Source organism: Nocardioides albus (genome assembly GCF_014648255.1).
Lineage (GTDB): Bacteria > Actinomycetota > Actinomycetes > Propionibacteriales > Nocardioidaceae > Nocardioides > Nocardioides albus.
This window is the reverse complement of record NZ_BMQT01000011.1, coordinates 74,063-93,609: the sequence shown is the minus strand read 5'-3', so window position 1 is coordinate 93,609 and position 19,547 is coordinate 74,063. Positions and strand designations below refer to the sequence as shown.

Genomic DNA, 19,547 nt, shown 5'->3' with positions numbered 1-19,547 from the left:
TCAGGCGATCAGCAGGGAGAGCGGAACGACGACGACCATGCCGGCGATCCCCTGGACCAGGGTCGCCATGGTCTGGGCACGGTAGGCCTGCGGCACGCTCATCTTGCTGAACTGGCTGACCACCCAGAAGTAGCTGTCGTTGGCGTGCGAGACCGTCATCGCTCCCAGGCCGATCGCGAGCACGACCAGCGTACGTCCCATGTCGCTGCCGAGGCCGAGGTCGGCCACCAGGGGCGCGACCAGGGCGGAGGTGGTCACCATCGAGACCGTCGAGGAACCCTGGGCCGTCTTGAGCGCGGCCGCGATCAGGAACGGAACCATGATCCCGATCCCCAGAGCGGAGAGCTCGGTGCCGAGGAAGGTGCCGATGTCGGTTGCCTGGATGACGGCACCGAACGCGCCGCCAGCGCCGGTGATGAGCAGGATCGGCGCGGAGTCGACGATTCCTTCCGCGACCCGGTCGGTCACGGTCTTCTCGTGGTTGGTCGGGCGCAGGCCGGCGACCGCGATCCCGAGGCCGATCAGCAACGCGATGACCGGCTGACCGACGAAACGCAGCACGTCGGCGGCCGTCGTCTCGGTGCCGGGAAGGAACGGCAGCGACATCGCCGAGCCGAGCATGATCAGCACGATCGGGATCACGATCGGGGCGAACGCCATGGCGGCTCCCGGTCGCTGGACGGTGTTGGCGAGCTTCTCGAACTCGGCGATCCGGCGGTCGACCTCGGCGTCCGAGGCGCCGTCGGGCTGCACATCACGGAAGCGGAGCGCCCACAGCGTCCCTGCCCCCGCGGAGACGAGACCGACCACGAGACCCATGGCCATCACCAGACCGAGCTTCGCATCGAGACCCAGGTTGCCGGCGGCCGCGATCGGGCCGGGAGTCGGCGGGACGAGCGTGTGGGTGGCGTAGAGACCGGTGGCCAGCGCGACGGACATCGCGACCGGGCTGGTGCGAGTCCGTGCGGCCATCGACTCCTTGAGCGAGTTGAGGATGACGTAGCCGGAGTCGCAGAAGACCGGTATCGATACGACGTACCCGATGATGCTCATCGTCAGCGTCGGGAACCGGCGGCCGAGCACCCTCACGATGGCATCGGCCATCGTGATCGCCGCACCGGACCGGTCGAGGAAGACGCCGATGATCGTGCCGAGGATGATCACGATCCCGATGCCGCCGAGGGTGCTGCCGAAACCGCCGGTGGCGATCGCGACGACACCTGGCGTGTCACCGTCGGTGAGTGGTGGCAGCCCGAAGGCAAGGCCGCCGACCAGAGCGGTCAGCAGGAGTGCCAGGAACGGGTGCATCCGTGCCCACGCGGTGAGCAGGATCAGTCCGGTCACCAGGGCGAGCAGAATCAACAGGTCGGCCATCGAAGTCCTCAGTCGTCAAAGAAGTACGCAGCACAGCATCGGTGCCGCGATGTGACGACGTCCACAGGCAGATGGCCAAGGCCAGCGGCCTAGTTCTTGTGCATGTGCACAACCACGAGGACCGGCTAGCGCGCCGAGCCGAGCACCGGACCGAGGTAGAGGATCAGCACGTCCGGCAGGTGGTCCATCCGCAGCCCGGTGATCTCACCGATCCGGGAGAGGCGGTACCGGACCGTGTTGCGGTGGACGTGCAGCGCACCCGCCGCTGCCGTCGCGCTCGCATGGTGCTCGATGTAGGCGTTGAAGGTGGCCACGAGCTCGCCGGACCGGTCGGTCGCGACCAGCCGTTGCCACGGCTCCGCGAGCAGATCGCCGCGCCATCCCTCCCCCATGCCTCTGACCAGGGCGAGCAGCGGCACGTCCTCGAAGTCGTACGCAGCGCCGCCCGCGCCGACGAGATCGGTCACCGCCAGGGCGTCGCGGGCGGTCAGGTACGCATGCTCGAAGGCGCTGCGCCCGGCGAAGGCCCGCCCGGTGGCGTGCCGGAGACGACCCTCAGCGGCCCGCAGCAGCGCGGTCACCTCCTCGTTCGGCCCTCGGGAGCGACCAGCCGGGCTGAAGACGACGAGCTCCTGCGGCTCCACCCGTCCGACCAGGACACCGCGTACCTGCATCAGGTCCCGCTGGAGCCCCCGAAGGGCCTCGATGTCCGGCTTGCTGCGGGCTGTCGGTGCGACCACGGTCGCACGTCGAGGCACCTCGAGGTCGATGCCCAGCCCGGCGGCCCATTCGGCGAGCTCGCGCGGTGCGAGCCGGCCTGCGGCGGCATGACCGACGAACTCCTCGCGCTCCCGGTAACGCCACTGTCGCGACTCCGCCGCCTGGGCCTGGTCCACCATCAGCTCCGCCGTCACCCGGATCAGGTCGCCGAGCACGCGCACCTGCCCGGGTTCGCCGGTGATCCCGACGACTCCGACCAGCTGGCCGTGGCAGCGCAGCGGCAGGTTGATCCCCGGCTGGACGCCGCGCAGCGCCAGCGCGTCGGAGTGCGCGATCTCCACCACCCGGTCCTGCTGTGCCGCCAGGAGGGCGCCTTCGTGCACGGTGCCGATCCGGTCGTCCTGCCCCGATGCCAGGATCACCCCGGCCGCGTCCATCACGTTGACGTTGTGCCCGATGACGCCCATGGTCCGTTCGACGACCTGGTGCGCCAGCTCCGGGGTCAGGTGAGCGGTGCCCACCGCAGCGGTCAGAACTGCTCCTGGCGGGACAACGACCCCGCGCCCTCGGTGACCTCCGCGGCGTCCTCCGACCCCGTCGGCAGGGCCGAGATGGTGTCCAGGGCGATCGCCTGCGGCGTCAGACCGATCGCCTCCAGGATCTTGGGACGCTTGGCGTGGTCGAGGAACTCCTGCGGGATCCCGTGGATCTTCACCGGCGTGCGTACGTCGGCGGCGGTCAGGGTCTGCAGGAACGATGCCCCCACGCCGCCGGCGATGCCGTTGTCCTCGATGGTGACGACGAGCCTGTGGTCGGCGGCCGCCTCGACGAGGGCCGGATCGACCGGCTTCACCCATCGGGGGTCGACGACGGTGACACCGATTCCCTGCGCGGTGAGCCGCTCCGCGACGCCCATGGCGACCTCGGCCATCGAGCCGACGCCGAGGACCAGGACGTCTTTGGTGCCGTTGCGCACGAGCACGTCGGCGCCGCCCAGCTTGGCGATCGTGGGGATGTCCTCCGGCGGAGGGCCCTTCGGGAAACGTACGACGGTGGGCGCGTCGTCGACGTCGACTGCCTCGTCGAGCAGCTCGTTCAGCCGGGTGATGTCGCGGGGCGCGGCCAGCCGCAGGCCGGGAACGACCTGGAGCAGCGACATGTCCCACATCCCGTTGTGGGAGGCGCCGTCGTCACCGGTCACTCCGGAACGGTCGAGGACGAACGTCACCCCGGCGCGGTGGAGGGCGCAGTCCATCAGCACCTGGTCGAAGGCACGGTTGAGGAAGGTGGCGTAGACCGCGAAGACCGGGTGGAGGCCACCCATCGCCAGGCCGGCGGCCGAGGTGGCGGCGTGCTGCTCGGCGATGCCGACGTCGAAGGTGCGCGCGGGGAACCTGGCCTGGAAAGCGTCGAGCCCGACCGGGTGCATCATCGCCGCGGTGATCGCGACGATGTCCTGGCGGCTCTCCCCCAGCCGCACCATCGCATCGGAGAAGTGGTCGGTCCAGATCCGGCCCTTGGGCTTCTCGGCGCCGGTCTGGACGTCGAAGGGGCCCGGCGAGTGGAACTGGTCGGCCTCGTGGCGCTCGGCCGGGTCGTAGCCGTAGCCCTTGCGGGTGATCGCGTGCACGATCACCGGGCCGCCGAACTTCTTGGCGCTGGTCAGGGCCTGCTCGAGGGAGTGCCGGTCGTGGCCGTCGACGGGCCCGACGTACTTCAGACCGAGGTCCTCGAAGAGCCCCTGGGGCGCGACCGCGTCCTTGAGCCCCTTCTTGACCGCGTGCAGCGCGTCGTAGGCCATCGCGCCGATCCCGGGCACCGCGTTGAGGCGACGCTTGACCATGTCGAGGACCAGCTCGTAGCGCGGATTCGTACGCAGCGCCGTCAGCGCCGTGGCCAGGCCGCCGATGGTCGGGGTGTAGGAGCGACCGTTGTCGTTGACCACGATGACCAGCCGGGAGTCGTGCTGGATCGCGATGTTGTTGAGCGCCTCCCAGGCCATCCCGCCGGTCAGCGCGCCGTCGCCGATCACGGCGACGACGTGGCGGTCCTCGCCGCGGATCGTGTAGGCCTTGGCCAGGCCGTCGGCGTAGGAGAGCGCGGTGGAGGCGTGGGAGTTCTCGACCACGTCGTGGTCGGACTCGGACTGGCTCGGGTAGCCGCTCATCCCGCCCTCGCGGCGCAGCGTGCCGAAGTCGCCGGCCCGGCCGGTGACGAGCTTGTGGACGTAGGACTGGTGGCCCGTGTCGAAGACGATCTTGTCGCTCGGGCTGTCGAAGACCCGGTGCATCGCCAGGGTCAGCTCGACCACGCCGAGGTTCGGCCCGAGGTGGCCGGTGTTGGTGGCCACCGTCCGGATCATCAGGTCCCGGATCTCGCTCGCGAGGAGCTCGAGCTGGTCGTCGGAGAGATCGCGTAGATCCTGCGGCGCGGCAATGCGTTCGAGGAGACCCATGGCCCGGATTCTACGGCGCGATCCTGAAGGGCACCGACTCGGATAGCGCCGCGTGCTGAGGAGATCCCAGGAACTGCGGCAGCCCGATCCGGGCCGAGTCGCTGAGATCCAGGTCAGGCGCCTTTGCGGGGTCGACGAAGACGATCTGGCGGCCCTCGTGACACACGACGTCGGCATCGGTGAGGTCGACACCGGCGGCGTACAGGTGGAGCTTGTCGTCGGTGCCGGTCTCGGGGTGGTGGACGTCGTGGACGGCGACCAGGTGCAGGTCGGCAGGGCTCACCCGGATCTCGGTCTCCTCCTCGAGCTCGCGCGCGGCGCCGGTCAGCGGGTCCTCGCCGGGCTCGAGGTGGCCGCCGCAGAAGGACCACTTCTCCGGTGCGATGCGGGGATGCTCGTCGCGCTCCTGGAGCAGCACCCAGCCACGACGGTCGACAAGGATCACGGCGGCGAACTCGGTCATGAGGAGCGAGCCTAGTTGTTGGCCGGGCGCACCGAGGCGCGCGGCCTCCCGAGCTCGCCCGTCAGGAGGCTCCCCACGCGGTCGAGGCCGACGGGTGCCTCGACCAGATCGGCCCAGGGCCGGGTGGACGCCGCCAGGAAGGCGACCGCCTGCTCGAGGTGGCGCGGCTCGTAGTTGTGTACGCCGCTGACCGAGCGCCATCCGCGCACGACGTCCTCCGGGTCGAGCCGGATCGCCGGCCCTGGGGAGACCGATCCGACCAGGAGGAGCGACCCGCCGATGTCGAGGGCCGCGAGGGCTTCCTCGATCGCCGGTGCCGCGCCGGAGAAGTCCAGCGCGACATCGACCGTCGGCAGCGTCTGCGCGGCGGGGAGCGTCGAGGTCGCGCCGAAGTCGACGGCGAGCTCCAGCCGAGCAGGCTCGACGTCGCTCACCACGATCTCGGCCGCACCGGCCCCGGCTGCGGCGGCGACCGCGGTGAGGCCGAGCATCCCGGCACCGACGATCAGCACCCGGCGACCGTTCAGCGAGCCGGCCCGCTCGAGCGCGGCCATCACCGTGGCGGTGGCGCACCCCGCCGGCGCGGCGACCTCGTCGGTCAGCGTGTCCGGGACCGGCACCACCGCGGTGCCGGCGGGCAGGAGCACGTGGGTCGCATAGGTGCCCGACAGCGGCCACCCCGGTTCGTACCTCTCGTGCCCGAGCTTGCGCACCCGGCGGCACTTCGCGGTGAGGCCTCGGAGACAGCGGTCGCAGGCCCCGCACGAGACGGTGACGCCCCAGACCACTCGCTGTCCCGTGCCCGCGATCCGGCCGACGCCCTCGTGCCCGAGCACGCTCGGACAGGCGCCGGGACGCCGGCCGGAGACGGTGTGGTGGTCGGAACCGCACACCGTCGCGAGGTCGATCTCGACCAGCGTCTCCCCCTGCCCCGGCGATGGCAGGGGCACGGTCTCCGACGTCACCTCGGCACCGCCTCGCCACACCGCCACCCGCGCCGACCGCGCCATCAGACGGTGCCTACCTTCTTGCGCAGCCAGGCGCTGAACAGGTCGATGACGATGATCAGGACGATCACCATGCACACGTAGGTCATCATCGTGTCGAAGTGGAAGCTGTCCACCTCGGTCTTGATGAAGAACCCGATGCCGCCCGCACCGACGGTGCCGAGGATCACGGAGCTGCGTACGTTGGTGTCGAACCGATAGAGCAGCAGCCCGAGCAGCGACGGCATCACCGCAGGCAGCACGGCGTGCGCGGCCGACTGCACGGGCGAGGCTCCGGCCACACGGAGGGCCTCGACGGGCCCCTGGTCCACCTCGTCCATCGCCTCGGACCACAGCTTGCCCATGACCGCGACGTTGTGGATAGCCAACGCGATCACTCCCGGGAAGGCACCGAAGCCGACCGCGGCGATGAACATCAGCGCGTACACGGTCTCGGGGACCGCGCGCAGCACCGACATCACCCCACGCCCCAAGAACCACAGCGGGACGAACCGGTTGGTCGTCCGCGACGAGATCACGGCGAAGAAGAGCGCTGCCGGGATCGACAGAGTGGTGCCGAGCAGGCCGATCCAGATCGTCAGCAGGCAGTACTCCAGCCCGGGCCGGATCGTCTCGGACCAGCGCAGATCCAGCGGAAAGGCGCCGTCCTGGTGGATCGTCTTGCCGTTCGGGTAGGTGCGGTCCACGCCGAACAGGAAGTTCCACAGGCCCCGCCAGCCCTCGAGCAGCTCCTTGGGCGAGGTGTTGGTCTGCACCGCGGCGTACCAGTGCACCAGTATCAGGGCGATCGCGACGACCGCCCCGGTGGCGATCCCGGCCGGGCGGTACCGCGGCGGGATGTCGAGTCGCGGTCTCGGAGCGGTGGTCAGGCCGGTCATGCGAACTCTTTCGTAGCGGAGTCTGTGGATTCCTTCGGGGCCGTGGAGCCAGCCACAGCGGCCTCCGCGGCCTCCGCGGCCTCCAGCGCCTCGAGGGCGGGGCGATAGAGGTCGGCGACTGCCTGGTCGGTGACCTCGGAGCTGCTGTCGAAGACGAGCCGTCCGCCGGCCAGCCCGAGGATCCGGTCGGAGAAGCGGCGCGCCAGGTCGGGCTGGTGGAGCACGGCCGCCACGGCGAGCCCGTCGTCGTCGGCCAGCGAGCGGAGCAGGTTCATCACCTGCTCGGAGGCCGCCGGGTCGAGCGCCGAGACCGGCTCGTCGGCGAGCAGGACCTGGGCGCGCTGGCACAGTGCCCGAGCGACCGCGACCCGCTGCTGCTGGCCGCCGGAGAGACGACCTGCCTTCTCTCGAGCCCGGTCGGCGAGACCGACCCGGTCCAGGCACGCCATCGCCTCGGCCTGGACCTCGCGCGGGAAGGCCAGCACCGACCAGGACCGGCTCAGGCTGAGCCGTCCGAGCGCTCCCGCGCAGACGTTGTCGAGCACGCTGCGACGAGGCACCAGATGGATCTTCTGGAACACCATCGCCACCGTCGGCACCGCCTCCGCGCTTCGCGCGGTCACTCCCTCGCTCGGCGCGAGCGGACGAGCAAGCTCGCCGCTCGACCTCGCTCCGGTCGTCTCACCCGGCCTGGCGCTGACGCCGTCGACGGTGATCGTGCCACCGTCGGGACGTTCCAGACCGACCACGCAGCGCAGCGACGTGGACTTGCCGGAACCGTTGGCCCCGAGGAGGCTGACCACCTCCCCGGAGGCGACCTCGAAGGACAGACCGTCCAGGACCGTCTTCTCCCCGAACGCCTTCCTCAGGCCGTCGACACGCAGCATGGCGCCGCTGGAGAGGTGATCAGCCCTCATCAGAGGTCGTCCGTGGTGAGGTCGAGAGCCTCGGCGAGCTCGGCGACCGGCTTGTAGTCGTCATCGGTCACCGCGACCAGCGCGGGCTTGCCGGCCGGCGGGGTGAAGTCGAGGTACTCACCGATCTCCGCGACCGCGTCGGCGGGAAGGTTCAACAGCGCCTCCTGGACGGCCGCGGACACCTCCGGCGTCATGTTCGGGCCGGCTGCGATGGGGTCGTTGAGGATCGGCTCGGACTTCCAGACCTGGCGGAACGAGGACTCGTCGAACTGGCCCTCCGCGGTCGCCGACGCCAGGGTCTGGCTGTTGATCTCGGCCGCATCGACCTTCCCGTTGACCAGGGCCAGCAGCGCCTCGGTGTGGCCACCGGCGTACTCGGCCCTGACGTCCTTCTCGATCCCGGCGTCGATGAGAGCCTTGCGTGGCACCGCGTCACCGGAGGTGGAGCCGGACTCAGACAGCGCCAGGGTCGTGCCTGCGAGGTCCTCGACGGACTTGACCGGCGAGTCCTTCGGCACCCAGATGCCCCCGGTGTAGGAGGAGACCTTGCCGTCCTCGCCCGCGAAGGACGCCAGCGGTGTGGCGCCGGCCTGCTTCTGGGCGAAGACATAGCCCAGCGGACCGAACTGGCCGATGTCGAGCTTGCCGTTCTGCATGGCGAGGATCTCGGCGACGTACGTGTCGGAGATCTGCACCTCGACCTCGCAGCCGAGCTCCTCGCCGAGAGCCTTGCCCAGGGTCTCGTAGACGGGGATCAGGGTCTTGGGGTCCTCGAAGGGCTCGACGCCCATCGCGAGGGTGCCGTCGGGACAGATCTGGTCGGGTCCGATCTCGCCGCCGGTGGCCGCCTTCTCCGAGCCGGACCTCTGAGTGTCCGCGTCACCGCCGCAGGCGGTCAGGGCGAGGGTCAAGGTGGCGGCGCCGGCGAGCGCGGTGAGGGAGCGCAGCGTGAACATGTCGGTTTCTCCTGTGGTCAGAGCAGCTGGTCGAGGACATCGGGCGCGAGGCCCAGTGCGGTGGTCATGCCGATGCCCGACGTCACCGAGACGACCCGGAGTCCCGGGAACGGCTCGTCGATGAGGAAGTCGGTACGCGGTGAGTCCGCGTAGACACCTCGCCAGCGACGTCGGACGGTGAGCGGAGCCCCGAGCAGCCGCGCCCCTTCTCGTAGCACCAGCTCGGCGACGTGCTCGTCGTCGAAGGGCAGGTGCGTACGGTCGTAGTGGTGGGTGTCGCCCAGGACGATCGATCCCGGCCGACCGCCGGTGCCCGGACGCTGGGTGAGCATGAGGTTCATGACGACGTCGAGGAGCTCCGGGCTCGTCTGCTCGAGCTCCGTGCGTACGTCGGCAGCCGCCGCGGTCTCGGCGAACCCGCCGTAGCGCAGCATCGAGAGACCGGTCAGCACCGCCGGGCCGATCTCGACGTCGCCCGGAGGCGCCACCTCGAGCATCTGGAGCCGGCAGCGGCGTACCTCCGCCTTGTCGGCCACCTGAGGGAAGAGCCTGTCGACGTCGTGGCCGGCGGCGTGGACGACGCGTGCGGAACGGACCGTTCCGCGGCTGGTGCGGACCTCGACCCCGTCGGTGACCGGATCGATGGCGCCGACATGGGTCGACCAGCTGAACCGGACGCCTTGGGTCTCGAGCCAGGCGGCGATCGCGGGAAGCGCCTCGCGCGGATCGACACGGAGATCCAGCGGCAGGTGGGCACCGCCACGGACGTCCGCGGCGGCCGGCGGGAACAGGTCACGGGTCGCCCCGGCATCCAGCACGCGGGCCTGCTCGGAGCCGCGCGCCGCGGCGAACTCCTCGAGCACGGCCATCTCCGCCTCGGACCGGGCCACGGCGACCGTCCCCGTCTCCTGGAGGCTGAAGCCCGCCTTGGCGGCGAGGGCGAGCCAGCGTTCCCGGGCCGGGAGGGCATAGGCGAGGGTCTGGCCCGACTGCACGGTGGGGCAGATGTGCCCGAAGTTGCGGATCGAGGCGCCGACGGCGCGCTCGTCCCGCTCGATGACGTGGACCTTCAGGCCGCGCGCGAGCCCTTCGACGGCATGCGCGAGGCCGACGATCCCGGCACCGACGACGACAAGGTCGGCGGCACCGTCGGGGGTGGTCGTATGAGTTGGCACGGCCCGAACACTTCTGTCTCGCGGCAGCCGCGGTCAACAGTCCCGACGAACATGTACAGACAAGTTAACCGGTCGTTTTCCTGGCCCCTGCTTGGCTCTCTGAGCGTTATCCGGGCGTTCACGAAGCGCTTGATCACACTTGTCTGATCAAGTTGTAGCCTGCTGTCCATGAGCAGCCCGTTGCATGTCCAGGTCGCCGAGGCCATCCGCGCCCGGATCATCGCCGGCGAGCTTCCGACCGGCGCTCCGATCCCCTCCGAGGCGCAGCTGTGCGAGCAGTTCGGCGCCTCCCGCGGCACGATCCGTACGGCACTGGCGAGCCTGCGCCGCGAGGGCCTGCTCAGCGGCGGGCAGGGGCGTCCACCGACCGTGCGGGACACCGCGCTCGGGCAGCCCTTCGAGCAGCTGATCTCGTTCAGCGCCTGGGTGCAGCAGATCGGCCACACCGCCGGCCAGCGCACCATCGAGGTCGCCCGACGCGGCGCGACCGCCGCGGCCGCCGAGGCGCTCGGCATCCAGGAGGGGGACCCGGTCGTCGACGTGCTCCGGCTGCGTCTGCTCGACGACCAGCCCGCGATGCTGGAGCGCAGCACCTTCGTCGAGACCGTGGGGCGCCTGCTGTTCGACTTCGACCCCGACTCCGGGTCGCTCTACGGCTACCTGACCGCGTCCGGCGTCGACCTGCACGCGGCACGCCACACCATGGACGCGGTCGCGGCCGACGAGACCGACGCCGACCTGCTCGACATCGCCGTCGGCAGCCCGCTGCTGCGCGAGCGCCGCCGGGCCACCTCCTCGGACGGGGTCCCGCTGGAGTACGCCGACGACCGCTACCGGCCCGACCGGGTCACCTTCACCATCGACAACGCCCGGCCGTCCGCGGCCGGGGTCCGCACCGACGTACGCATCCTCAAGGAGATCTCGTGAACTTCCAGCTCGCCGCCCTCGACATGGCCGGCACGACCGTCGACGAGGGCGGACTCGTCTACGACGTCCTCGAGACGACCGTCGCCGACGCCGCCGGCGAGCCGGTCCCCCACGACCTGCTGCTGCAGTGGAAGGGCACCTCCAAGTGGGAGGCGATCCAAGGGCTGCTGCGCGGGCTCGGCCGGGACCCGAGCACCGCCCAGGTCGACAAGATCTTCGACGGCTTCGGTGAACGCCTCGTCACCGCCTACCGTGAGACCCCACCGGAGCCGTTCCCGGGCGTGCCCGAGATGTTCGCGACACTGCGCTCCCAGGGCGTGAAGGTCGCCCTGCAGACCGGCTACTCCACCGAGATCGCCGCCGCCATCCTCGACGGCCTCGGCTGGACGGTCGGAGCCGGTGCCGGCACCATCGTCGACGCCGTCATCACCTCCGACCTCGTCGCCGCCAGCCGCCCCGCTCCGTACCTGGTCTTCCACTGCATGGAGGCCACCGGCGTCCAGGACGTACGCCGCGTGCTGGTCGCCGGCGACACCCCCAACGATCTCGGCGCCGGCACCAACGCCGGAGCGGGCTTCGTGGTCGGCGTCGCCACCGGTTCCTTCACCCACGACCAGCTCGCCACCGAGCCCCACACCCACCTTCTCGCCTCCACGGCCGACCTGCCGACACTCCTGTGAGACCCAGATCCCTTGACTGGACCCAAACGAAGGCAAAGACTGTCGCCATGGCACTCACCAAGAAGCAGAAGGCGATCCTGACCACCGGCGCGATCATGGCCCAGGCGGCAGTCGCTCCGGTGATCCTGCGTGACCTGCAGAGCCGCTCGGACGACGAGCTGCGCGGGCCGCGGATGTTGTGGCGGCTGTGGGGCAGCACCAACCTGCTCGGCGCGGCGACCTACTGGTTCGTCGGCCGGAAGCCCGCCAAGGCATAGGCCCGCCTCGGAGGCACGGCGTCCCCGCAGGCACGCGTTTCGAACCTGCATGGATATGCAGCGATATACAGCGGTGCCAACCGTGTTCATGCCCGGGCACAAATTTTGCGACCCGCCCTTCTCAAACGCTGCACGGCTGAGGAAGGGTGCTAAGTGTCGGGGGTCACAAAACTCGGACCCTGCCCAAGCCAGGAGTGAACACACATGGGGACGCACAACTCGGACGGACCTGCTCGGGTCTCCAGACGATCGTTCGTCGGATACGTCATCGGCGGCGCCACGCTCATCACCGCCGCCGATCTGGGGCTGGCACCGCCAGCCGCCAACGCCTTGCCGGTGCCGTCGGTACCTCAGGTTCCTGAGCTCTACGACCTCAACGACTTCCTGACGCACTGCGCGATGCCGACCTCGAACCTGATCGCGATCGAGGTCGACGAGAAGGGCCACGCCCACTTCGCGCTGCCGCGCATGGAGGTCGGGCAGGGCATCACGACGGCCGTCGCGATGCTCATCGCCGACGAGCTCGACCTCCCGGTCGACCACGTGCACGTCACGCTGGCCCCGGCGCGGCCGGAGCTGCTCTTCAACCAGCTGACCGGTGGCTCCAACACGATCGTCTCGATGTACACCCCGGTCCGCGTCGCCGCCGCCATCGCCCGCAAGGCGCTGCTCGAGGCCGCCGCGATCCTGCTCGGGGGCGCGGTCACGCAGCTGACCTCCAAGGACGGCGTGATCAGCCTCCCGGACGGCTCGTCGGTGACCTACGGCGAGGCGGCCGCCAAGGCGGCCAAGCCGACGACCGAGAAGGTCGAGGTCGAGCTGAAGAAGACCGCAGACCACCAGATCGTCGGCAAGCCTCACCGGCGCGTCGACGCACGCGATGCCGTCACCGGCAAGAAGCAGTTCGCGATGGATCTCGACATCCCCAACGCACTGCCCACGATGGTGTGCCGCGCACCTGAGCTCAACGGCACCCCGGAGTCGATCAACAACAAGATCGACGTCGAGACGATGCCGGGCGTCACCCACGTCGCGATCATCCCGACCGGCGTCGCGGTCCGGGCAAAGACCTTCGGTCAGTGCATCGACGCCGTCCGCGCGCTGGACGTCACCTGGAACTCCGGCACCGTGACGACCCTGTCGGCCAAGGACATCAAGGCCGAGCTCAAGGCCGGTCAAATCCCCCTGGCTGTGCCGAAGATCGGGGCGACCTCGGTCGACGGCGAGTTCACCTTCCACTTCCGCAGCGGTTCGGCGCTCGAGCCAAACTGCGCGGTGGCCGACGTACGCGACGGAAAGGCCACCATCTGGGGCGGCCTGAAGTCACCGATCGACGCCCAGGGCCGGATCGCCAAGGCGCTCGGCCTCCCGCAGACAAGCGTGACCGTCAACGTCGTCCAGGGCGGCGGCTCCTTCGGGCGCAAGCTCTTCAGCGACGCCGCGGTCGAGGCCGCCCACGCCTCCAAGGCCTTCGGTGCGCCGGTCAAGCTGATGTGGCACCGCGCCGACGAGCCGCGCCAAGGCCGAGTGCACCCGATGGCCGTCTCTCGGATCCGGGCGACGGTGCTGGCCGGCAGCGTGCTCACCTTCGAGCAGCGCCACGCCAGCGTGGCCACCGATTTCACCCACGGCCTCGGCGAGCGGTTGACCGCGGAAGCGGCGGCGCTGCCGACCGGCCTGTCGAACCTGACCTTCTCGGAGTCGATCTTCCTGCTCAGCCAGGAGCTGCCTTACAACTTCGGGGTCATCACCCAGCTGCTCAACGAGCCGAAGCCCGCGGTCGACCGGTTCAACACCAGCTCGGTCCGCAACATCTACTCCCCCGACGTCGCCACGGCCAGCGAGCTCATGGTCGACCAGCTCGCCAAGAAGCTGAAGCAGGATCCGGTCACCTTCCGGCGCAACTATCTCAAGAGCAAGAGCGTCAAGCGGGTCCTGGACCGTGCCGCCGAGCTCGGCGACTGGGGCCGCTCGATGCCGGCCGGCACCGCACAGGGCATCGCCATCCACAAGGAGTACAAGGGCGCCACCGCCGTTCTCGTCGAGATCGACTGCCGTCCCGAGACCGTCAACCGGAAGGTACGCGACGCCGTAACCGGCCCCCGGGTCACCAAGGCCGTCGTGGTCGCCGACGTCGGGCTGGTGATCAACCCCGCCGGAGTCAAGGCCCAGATGATGGGTGGCTTCTCCGACGGCATGTGCCAGGCGCTGACCTACAGCAACCACCTGGTCGACGGGCAGTTCCTCGAGGCCAGCTGGGACAACTCGGCCTACACCCGGCAGTGGAACACGCCGTTCGAGTTCGAGTGCGAGGTGATCGAGTCGCACGGCAACCAGCCCGGCGGTGTCGGCGAGGCCGGGGTGGCCGCCTCCATGGCAGCCGTCGCCTGCGCCTACGCCCGCGCCACCGGCAAGATGCCCACGGAGTTCCCGATCAACTTCCACGACCCGCTCCACTTCGAGCCCAAGTCGTTCGTCCCGTCCGTCCCCGAGTCGCCGACCGACGGCCTCGCCTACACGTTCTGAGGTCCTCGATGCCTACTCACACCTTCCAGCTCAACGGCGAGACCGTCACTGTCGACGTCGAGGACGACGTCCGCATCCTCTGGGTCCTGCGCGACGTCCTCGGTGTCACCGGCCCCAAGTACGGCTGCGGCATCAACGTCTGCAAGGCCTGTACGTCGCACATCAACGGCAAGGCGTTCAACCCCTGCTCCGTACGCGTCGCCGACCTCGACAAGAACGACGAGATCACCACCATCGAAGGCCTCGCCGACACCGCTCCCGGCGACGGGCTGCACCCGATGCAGGAGGCCTGGCTCGAGCACGACGTCGCCCAGTGCGGCTACTGCCAGCCCGGCCAGATCATGGCCGCGGTCGCGCTCGTCAACAAGGTGCGCGAGGAGGGTCGGGCGATCAACGAGGCCGACCTCGACACGATTCGCAACGTCTGCCGCTGCGGCACCTACTCCCGGATCCGCGAGGCCATCAAGACCGGCCAGGAGGCGATGGCCCGCGGGCTCTGAGAGCTCTCCGGGGTCAGTCCCCGGAGAGCTCCTGCTCCGCGCTTCGCGCGGTCACTCTCTCGCTCGGCACGAGCGGACGAGCAAGCTCGCCGCTCGGCCTCGCTACGATCGTCTCGATCCGCTCGACCTTCGCGGTGAGCTGGCCGGTGTAGCCGGGCCGGATGTCGGCCTTGAGCACCAGCCCGACCCGCGGAGAGACGGCGGCGACCGCGTCGACGCACTGCTTGATGACAGCCATCACCTCGTCCCACTCACCTTCCAGGTTCGTGAACATGGCGTTGGTCTCGTTGGGCAGTCCGGACTCGCGGACGATGCGGATGGCCTCGGCGACGGACGCGGCCACCGAACCATCGGGGTCGTCCGTGGTCGTCGGGGCGATCGAGAAGGCGACGAGCATGCCGCGACACTATCCGACTGCCTCGTCCAAGCGCGTCCCTGACTGCATATAGTGGCGCCGCCGGGGGCCGAACGTGCCACAGCCGGCGGGAAGGAAGGCGATGACTGAGGGACTCGACCGGCTCGCTGCCACGCTCGGTGTGCCGGCCACGCGGCTCGCGCCGCTGGCGGCGTACGACGACCAGCAGCTGGACCGTTTCGACGAGCTGGTCCACGGCGCGATGACCGCAGAGGACAAGGCCTTCGACGCCTCTCTCGACGAGGCGCTCAAGCTGGTCCCGAAGATGCTGCGCGGGGTCGTCCAGAAGATGCTCGGAGGTGCTCGATGACCGCACTGACCAGCGCGCTGGAGATCACCAAGCTCGCCCACGAGATGCACGTGGACGAGGCCGAGCTTGCTTTCCTCGCCACCACCTCCCCCGATGACCTCCGCGACCTTCGCGGGGTCGTCTCGCACGCGATGTTCAGCCGTCACGAGTCCCGGGTGAAGGGGCTGGCCGCGGTCAGCAAGAAGCTCCCCGCGGCGGTCACCGCGAAGATCACCGAGATCGCCATGGGGCCGATGCTCAGCGCTCGGGTGGCTGCGGTGATGGATCCCACCGACGCTGCGAAGCTGGCCGGTCATCTGAAGCCGGCGTTCCTCGCCGACCTCTCCGTCCATCTCGACCCGAGCCGGGTCGGGGCCATCATCGCCAAGCTCGACCGGTCTCTGCTGGTCGATGTCGGCCGCCGGCTCCTCGCGGACGGTCACGTGCTGACGCTGGCCAGGTTCACCGGCGTGGTCGGCCCCGAGACCTCGCTCCAGGTGATGGACGGCGCCTCCGGCGCCGAGATCCTCCAGGTGGCGCTCTTCCTCGACGACACCTCGGTGCTGGACCCGATCCTCGCCGGCCTCCCCGACGAGACCGTCTCCGAGATCGCCGCCGCCACGGCCGACCCGGGCGAGGCCGCGGAGGCACTCCTGGCCACCCTGAGCGAGGACAGCCGCGCCAGGATCGCCTCGCTCGCCTGATCTCAGGCCGGGGGCCAGAACCTGGCCATTCGGTGACAACATGTCGAACGACGGCGAAATGAGCGCGCCATCGCGCGACCCGGCGGTTAGCGTCCGCGCGTGCCCACTGTCCATCTGCCGCGCCGTCCCTTCCTCCCGGACCACCGGGAGGAAGGCGAAGGTCGGATCAGGCTGCTGCTCGGCGCGCTGCTGACCGGGTCCTTCGCGCTGCGCCTGGTCGGCATCGACCATGGGCTGCCACAGGTCTACAACCCCGATGAGGAGCTCCACTTCGTCCCGCAGGCCGCGGCTGCCGCGGACGGCGACCTCAACCCGGGCTACTTCCAGAACCCGTCGGCGCTGACCTACCTGCTGGCCATCGTGTTGCGGGTGGTCTACATCGGCCATGACGTGACCGAGCGGCTGGCGGCAGATCCCGGCGAGATCTTCCTGGTGTCACGGGTCGTGGTCGCCGCGCTGGCCACCGTCCTGGTCTACCTCGTCTACCGGCTGGGTCGCCGGCTCTACGGCGCCGCCGCAGGGTTGATCGCCGGTGCTCTGCTGGGCTTCGCCTTCCTCCCCGTCTTCTACAGTCATCAGGCGCTCAACGACATCGTCACTCTCATCCCCGTGACGCTGGCGGTCTGGGCATCGCTGCGCGCCTACGAGGACGGCCGCCTGGCCGACTTCACGCTCGCCGGCGCGATGGTCGGGCTCGCCGCCGGCACCAAGTACTCCGCCGGGCCGATCGCGCTGGTCGTCGGGCTGGCCGGCCTCCTGCGCCTCCTCGAGCGCAAGGACCAGCTCCGTCCGACGCTTATCGCCCTCGTCTGCTCGGGGGTGTTCTGTTTCGCGGCGTTCGTGCTGGTCAACCCGTTCCTGGTGATCGACTTCGACTACGCGATCCGCCAGTACAGCGGACAGTCGGCGCAGCTCCCCGCCGGCAAGATCGGGCAGAGCGGCGCGGCCTGGTCCTACTACCCGTACTCCCTCATCTGGGGGCTCGGTGCGGTGCCGGTCGCGATGGCGCTGCTCGGCGCGATCTCCGGGTTGCGCAGCGACCGGTCGCGTACGTTGCTGCTGGTCCTCTTCCCCGTCGTCCTCTACCTCTACGCCTCCACCCAAGGTCGGTTCTTCGCCCGTTGGATGCTTCCGACGTACCCGATCCTGGCCGTGCTCGCCGGGCTTGGGGCGGTCGTCCTGGCCACCTGGGTAGCCAGGCGTCTCGCCGCACGGGGTCGGACCCGCGTCGCCGGGCTGGCGCTGCCGACGGTTGCGCTCCTCGTGCTCGCCCAGCCCCTGGCCGACTCGGTGCGCAGCTCCGTCATCCTCACCCGCACCGACACCCGGACGCTCGCTCTCGACCACATCCGCGAGCATCTCCCGCCCGGAGCCCGGATCGTGGTCGAGCCGGCCTTCCCGGCTGCGTACCTCGACTTCGCAGACGTCGTGCCACGACCGGTCGAGCGTCCGTTCCAGGAGTATGAGTCACGGCTGAGACCCGAGCTCGTCGACACCTACCGCGAGGAGGGCTACTGCTGGGTGCTGGTCACCAGCCACCAGCGCGACCGAGGCCTTGCAGCCGGGCTGAGCGATGCCGCTGCCTATTACGACCGGCTGCGACGCGAGGCCGACCAGATCGTGACCATGTCGCCCTACCGCGACGGCGCGAGCGCGCCGAAGTTCTCCTTCGACTTCAGCTACGACTGGTATCCGCTCGCCTTCGAGCGTCCTGGTCCCGAGATCGAGATCGTCTCGCTCTCCGACTGCACCGGCTGAACTCGCAACGCACGCGCCAGCGCCACCGCTGCCGCCAGCACGATCGCGTCGCCGATCACGACCAGGCCACCGTCGAGCAGTGTGTGCACCGGACCGCTCAGCTGGGTCAACAGCAGAACATGGGCGACCAGCGCGGCCGCCAACATGACACCGACGAAGATGTACGTCACCCGCCACTCCCGCACCTCAGGATCGGCGTCTGGCGCGACGGCCCGGCCCAGCCGCAGCACCGCGAGGGCCACCAATGTGGCCGTCAGCGGGAGCAGGGGCATCGCATAGCGAGCATGGATCCAGCCGCCGCCGGCGATGAAGGTGCCGACGCTGGCCACCACCAGCGCCGTGTAGCCGACAGCGACCATCCACGCCCACCAGTCTTCCGGCGCCAAGCCACGGGTCCGGCGCTCGTGCGCCTTCCACCAGCCGATCCGTTCGCGGCATACGGCACGGACCTCGACCACGGCCGCGGCCAGCAAGATCGCAATGAGCAGCACCGGAACCACCACCAGCACGTCGAGCAGCCGCTCGTCGACCCACAGCGACTCGAGCAGCCGCCAGTGGAATCGTGGGTCGAGCAGAGTGCCGAGGGTGGTGCCCGACGGCTCACGCCCGAACTTCTCGAAGAGCGCCGTGGAGGCCGTCGGGTCGCCGTACAGGCGGATGTTGCGCAGGTAGAACCACGCGATCGCCACCACTGGCACGATGCCGACCAGGAAGCCGGCGACGAGGCCACGGAGGAGACCCGCGCGGTTGCGCCTGTGCAGCCAGGTCGCGCCGACCACGACCAGGCAGGCGAGCGCGACCGCGATCACGCCGGTCGACCGGGTCGCCACCGAAGCGGTGGCCGCGGCGGTGATCAGCGCGATCCGCCCCGGCGTGACACCCGTCCTGACCATGCGCAGCGCCAGCAGCACCACCCACAGCATCGTCACCGTGGACAGCCCGTCGTTGTAGATGCCGCCGCCGCGGTACGGGATCGAGCCGCAGGAGAGTGCCACGGCTGCCCCGAGCAGAGGCACCGCCGGCCGGCGGGGAACCAGCTCACGTGCGATCAGGCCGACCAGCAGCACCGTGAGAGTCAGGCCGATGCCGTTGAGGATCCGCATCCCGAAGTAGGTGACCCCTGGATGACCGGTGGCGTCACCGAGCGCGACCAGCGGCAGCGAGAGGAGGTAGAACAGCGGTGGGTGGTTGGCGACCCAGACCGCGCGGTGCGGCTCGTCTTTGACGGCGAGGATCTCCGACATGCGCGTGTCGGTGTTCGGGTCCGCCGGGATCAGGGTGTCGATCGTCGGCAGTTGCCCCCGGTACAGCACCTCCGCGTAGCCGACGTGGGCGCGCTCGTCGGCCTGGTGGAGCGGCGCCGTCGCGACAGCCGTCTGTAGGCACAGCACGAAGACCACGACGCCGACCAGCAGAAACGCTCTGGGATTGCGCACACTCGAATCTACGACGTCATCCGCGGCTCCGCGGAACCCATCTGCGGCGATCGACAGGAGTTGTCTGTACGTTCGCCGTAGCGTCACACACGACGACGGCCCGCCACCCT

General features: G+C 69.8%; 19 protein-coding genes. 8 read left to right on the top strand and 11 right to left on the bottom strand.

Annotated elements, in window-relative coordinates:
• From IEY84_RS21875 to IEY84_RS21835, 9 genes are all read right to left on the bottom strand, one after another.
• Positions 1-1,374 carry a GntP family permease gene (locus IEY84_RS21875; RefSeq protein ID WP_183549252.1) on the bottom strand — a complete coding sequence of 458 codons (1,374 nt, stop codon included), beginning with the start codon at positions 1,372-1,374 and terminating at the stop codon, positions 1-3.
• A 125-nt stretch (positions 1,375-1,499) separates the two neighbouring features.
• Positions 1,500-2,615: a sugar diacid recognition domain-containing protein gene (locus IEY84_RS21870; RefSeq protein ID WP_183549254.1), complete on the bottom strand. Its 1,116-nt coding sequence runs from the start codon at positions 2,613-2,615 to the stop codon at positions 1,500-1,502.
• A gap of 8 nt (positions 2,616-2,623) precedes the next feature.
• The gene (gene dxs / locus IEY84_RS21865) at positions 2,624-4,549 is read right to left on the bottom strand and encodes a 1-deoxy-D-xylulose-5-phosphate synthase (RefSeq protein ID WP_183549256.1); all 1,926 of its coding nucleotides are present in this window, start codon (positions 4,547-4,549) and stop codon (positions 2,624-2,626) included.
• Between the two features lie 10 nt (positions 4,550-4,559).
• On the bottom strand, positions 4,560-5,012 hold the full coding sequence (locus tag IEY84_RS21860) for an NUDIX domain-containing protein (protein ID WP_183549258.1): 453 nt from the start codon (positions 5,010-5,012) through the stop codon (positions 4,560-4,562).
• Positions 5,013-5,023: 11 nt separating this feature from the next.
• A complete protein-coding gene (locus IEY84_RS21855) occupies positions 5,024-6,022 on the bottom strand; it encodes a zinc-binding dehydrogenase (RefSeq protein WP_183549260.1) in 999 nt (332 codons plus the stop codon).
• A complete protein-coding gene (gene phnE / locus IEY84_RS21850) occupies positions 6,022-6,897 on the bottom strand; it encodes a phosphonate ABC transporter, permease protein PhnE (protein WP_183549262.1) in 876 nt (291 codons plus the stop codon). The genes IEY84_RS21855 and phnE overlap by 1 nt, the downstream gene beginning before the upstream one ends.
• On the bottom strand, positions 6,894-7,814 hold the full coding sequence (locus IEY84_RS21845) for a phosphonate ABC transporter ATP-binding protein (RefSeq protein ID WP_229788917.1): 921 nt from the start codon (positions 7,812-7,814) through the stop codon (positions 6,894-6,896). Before IEY84_RS21845 ends, phnE begins: the two co-directional genes overlap by 4 nt.
• On the bottom strand, positions 7,814-8,770 hold the full coding sequence (locus tag IEY84_RS21840; RefSeq protein WP_183549264.1) for a phosphate/phosphite/phosphonate ABC transporter substrate-binding protein: 957 nt from the start codon (positions 8,768-8,770) through the stop codon (positions 7,814-7,816). Before IEY84_RS21840 ends, IEY84_RS21845 begins: the two co-directional genes overlap by 1 nt.
• Positions 8,771-8,787: 17 nt before the next feature.
• Positions 8,788-9,945 carry a TIGR03364 family FAD-dependent oxidoreductase gene (locus IEY84_RS21835; RefSeq protein WP_183549266.1) on the bottom strand — a complete coding sequence of 386 codons (1,158 nt, stop codon included), beginning with the start codon at positions 9,943-9,945 and terminating at the stop codon, positions 8,788-8,790.
• A gap of 168 nt (positions 9,946-10,113) precedes the next feature.
• Between IEY84_RS21835 and IEY84_RS21830 the strand changes: the two genes are divergently transcribed.
• The 5 genes from IEY84_RS21830 to IEY84_RS21810 all read left to right on the top strand — a co-directional run bounded on the left by IEY84_RS21830 (position 10,114) and on the right by IEY84_RS21810 (position 14,835).
• Complete coding sequence (locus tag IEY84_RS21830; protein WP_183549268.1) at positions 10,114-10,872, top strand: GntR family transcriptional regulator; 759 nt, start codon at positions 10,114-10,116, stop codon at positions 10,870-10,872.
• A complete protein-coding gene (locus IEY84_RS21825; protein WP_183549283.1) occupies positions 10,869-11,552 on the top strand; it encodes a phosphonatase-like hydrolase in 684 nt (227 codons plus the stop codon). The genes IEY84_RS21830 and IEY84_RS21825 overlap by 4 nt, the downstream gene beginning before the upstream one ends.
• Positions 11,553-11,599: 47 nt before the next feature.
• Positions 11,600-11,809, top strand: coding sequence for a hypothetical protein (locus IEY84_RS21820; RefSeq protein ID WP_183549286.1), 210 nt, complete (start codon positions 11,600-11,602; stop codon positions 11,807-11,809).
• Positions 11,810-12,013: 204 nt separating this feature from the next.
• A complete protein-coding gene (locus IEY84_RS21815; RefSeq protein WP_183549289.1) occupies positions 12,014-14,335 on the top strand; it encodes a molybdopterin cofactor-binding domain-containing protein in 2,322 nt (773 codons plus the stop codon).
• Positions 14,336-14,343: 8 nt separating this feature from the next.
• Positions 14,344-14,835, top strand: a complete 492-nt coding sequence (locus tag IEY84_RS21810) for a (2Fe-2S)-binding protein (RefSeq protein ID WP_183549292.1) — start codon at positions 14,344-14,346, stop codon at positions 14,833-14,835.
• A gap of 13 nt (positions 14,836-14,848) precedes the next feature.
• On the opposite strand, the gene IEY84_RS21805 is transcribed toward IEY84_RS21810, so the two are convergent.
• A complete protein-coding gene (locus IEY84_RS21805; protein ID WP_183549296.1) occupies positions 14,849-15,232 on the bottom strand; it encodes a thiamine-binding protein in 384 nt (127 codons plus the stop codon).
• A gap of 100 nt (positions 15,233-15,332) precedes the next feature.
• Here IEY84_RS21805 and IEY84_RS21800 point away from each other — a divergent pair, with 100 nt between their 5' ends.
• The 3 genes from IEY84_RS21800 (at position 15,333) to IEY84_RS21790 (ending at position 18,001) form a co-directional block, all read left to right on the top strand.
• Complete coding sequence (locus IEY84_RS21800; RefSeq protein WP_183549299.1) at positions 15,333-15,560, top strand: hypothetical protein; 228 nt, start codon at positions 15,333-15,335, stop codon at positions 15,558-15,560.
• Positions 15,557-16,243 carry a hypothetical protein gene (locus IEY84_RS21795; protein ID WP_183549302.1) on the top strand — a complete coding sequence of 229 codons (687 nt, stop codon included), beginning with the start codon at positions 15,557-15,559 and terminating at the stop codon, positions 16,241-16,243. Before IEY84_RS21800 ends, IEY84_RS21795 begins: the two co-directional genes overlap by 4 nt.
• Before the next feature lie 99 nt (positions 16,244-16,342).
• Complete coding sequence (locus tag IEY84_RS21790) at positions 16,343-18,001, top strand: ArnT family glycosyltransferase (protein WP_183549305.1); 1,659 nt, start codon at positions 16,343-16,345, stop codon at positions 17,999-18,001.
• Here IEY84_RS21790 and IEY84_RS21785 read toward each other — a convergent pair.
• A complete protein-coding gene (locus tag IEY84_RS21785; protein ID WP_183549308.1) occupies positions 17,923-19,437 on the bottom strand; it encodes a hypothetical protein in 1,515 nt (504 codons plus the stop codon). The two genes, IEY84_RS21790 and IEY84_RS21785, sit on opposite strands and share 79 nt — an antisense overlap.
• Positions 19,438-19,547 lie beyond the last annotated feature (110 nt).

What these genes read in the sequence shown, in the direction of transcription:
- IEY84_RS21875 (WP_183549252.1), bottom strand. Translation starts at nt 1,374, where the DNA reads ATGGCCGACCTGTTGATTCTGCTCGCCCTGGTGACCGGACTGATCCTG.
- dxs (WP_183549256.1), bottom strand. Translation starts at nt 4,549, where the DNA reads ATGGGTCTCCTCGAACGCATTGCCGCGCCGCAGGATCTACGCGATCTC.
- IEY84_RS21860 (WP_183549258.1), bottom strand. Translation starts at nt 5,012, where the DNA reads ATGACCGAGTTCGCCGCCGTGATCCTTGTCGACCGTCGTGGCTGGGTG.
- IEY84_RS21855 (WP_183549260.1), bottom strand. Translation starts at nt 6,022, where the DNA reads ATGGCGCGGTCGGCGCGGGTGGCGGTGTGGCGAGGCGGTGCCGAGGTG.
- phnE (WP_183549262.1), bottom strand. Translation starts at nt 6,897, where the DNA reads ATGACCGGCCTGACCACCGCTCCGAGACCGCGACTCGACATCCCGCCG.
- IEY84_RS21845 (WP_229788917.1), bottom strand. Translation starts at nt 7,814, where the DNA reads ATGAGGGCTGATCACCTCTCCAGCGGCGCCATGCTGCGTGTCGACGGC.
- IEY84_RS21840 (WP_183549264.1), bottom strand. Translation starts at nt 8,770, where the DNA reads ATGTTCACGCTGCGCTCCCTCACCGCGCTCGCCGGCGCCGCCACCTTG.
- IEY84_RS21830 (WP_183549268.1), top strand. Translation starts at nt 10,114, where the DNA reads ATGAGCAGCCCGTTGCATGTCCAGGTCGCCGAGGCCATCCGCGCCCGG.
- IEY84_RS21820 (WP_183549286.1), top strand. Translation starts at nt 11,600, where the DNA reads ATGGCACTCACCAAGAAGCAGAAGGCGATCCTGACCACCGGCGCGATC.
- IEY84_RS21815 (WP_183549289.1), top strand. Translation starts at nt 12,014, where the DNA reads ATGGGGACGCACAACTCGGACGGACCTGCTCGGGTCTCCAGACGATCG.
- IEY84_RS21810 (WP_183549292.1), top strand. Translation starts at nt 14,344, where the DNA reads ATGCCTACTCACACCTTCCAGCTCAACGGCGAGACCGTCACTGTCGAC.
- IEY84_RS21805 (WP_183549296.1), bottom strand. Translation starts at nt 15,232, where the DNA reads ATGCTCGTCGCCTTCTCGATCGCCCCGACGACCACGGACGACCCCGAT.
- IEY84_RS21800 (WP_183549299.1), top strand. Translation starts at nt 15,333, where the DNA reads ATGACTGAGGGACTCGACCGGCTCGCTGCCACGCTCGGTGTGCCGGCC.
- IEY84_RS21795 (WP_183549302.1), top strand. Translation starts at nt 15,557, where the DNA reads ATGACCGCACTGACCAGCGCGCTGGAGATCACCAAGCTCGCCCACGAG.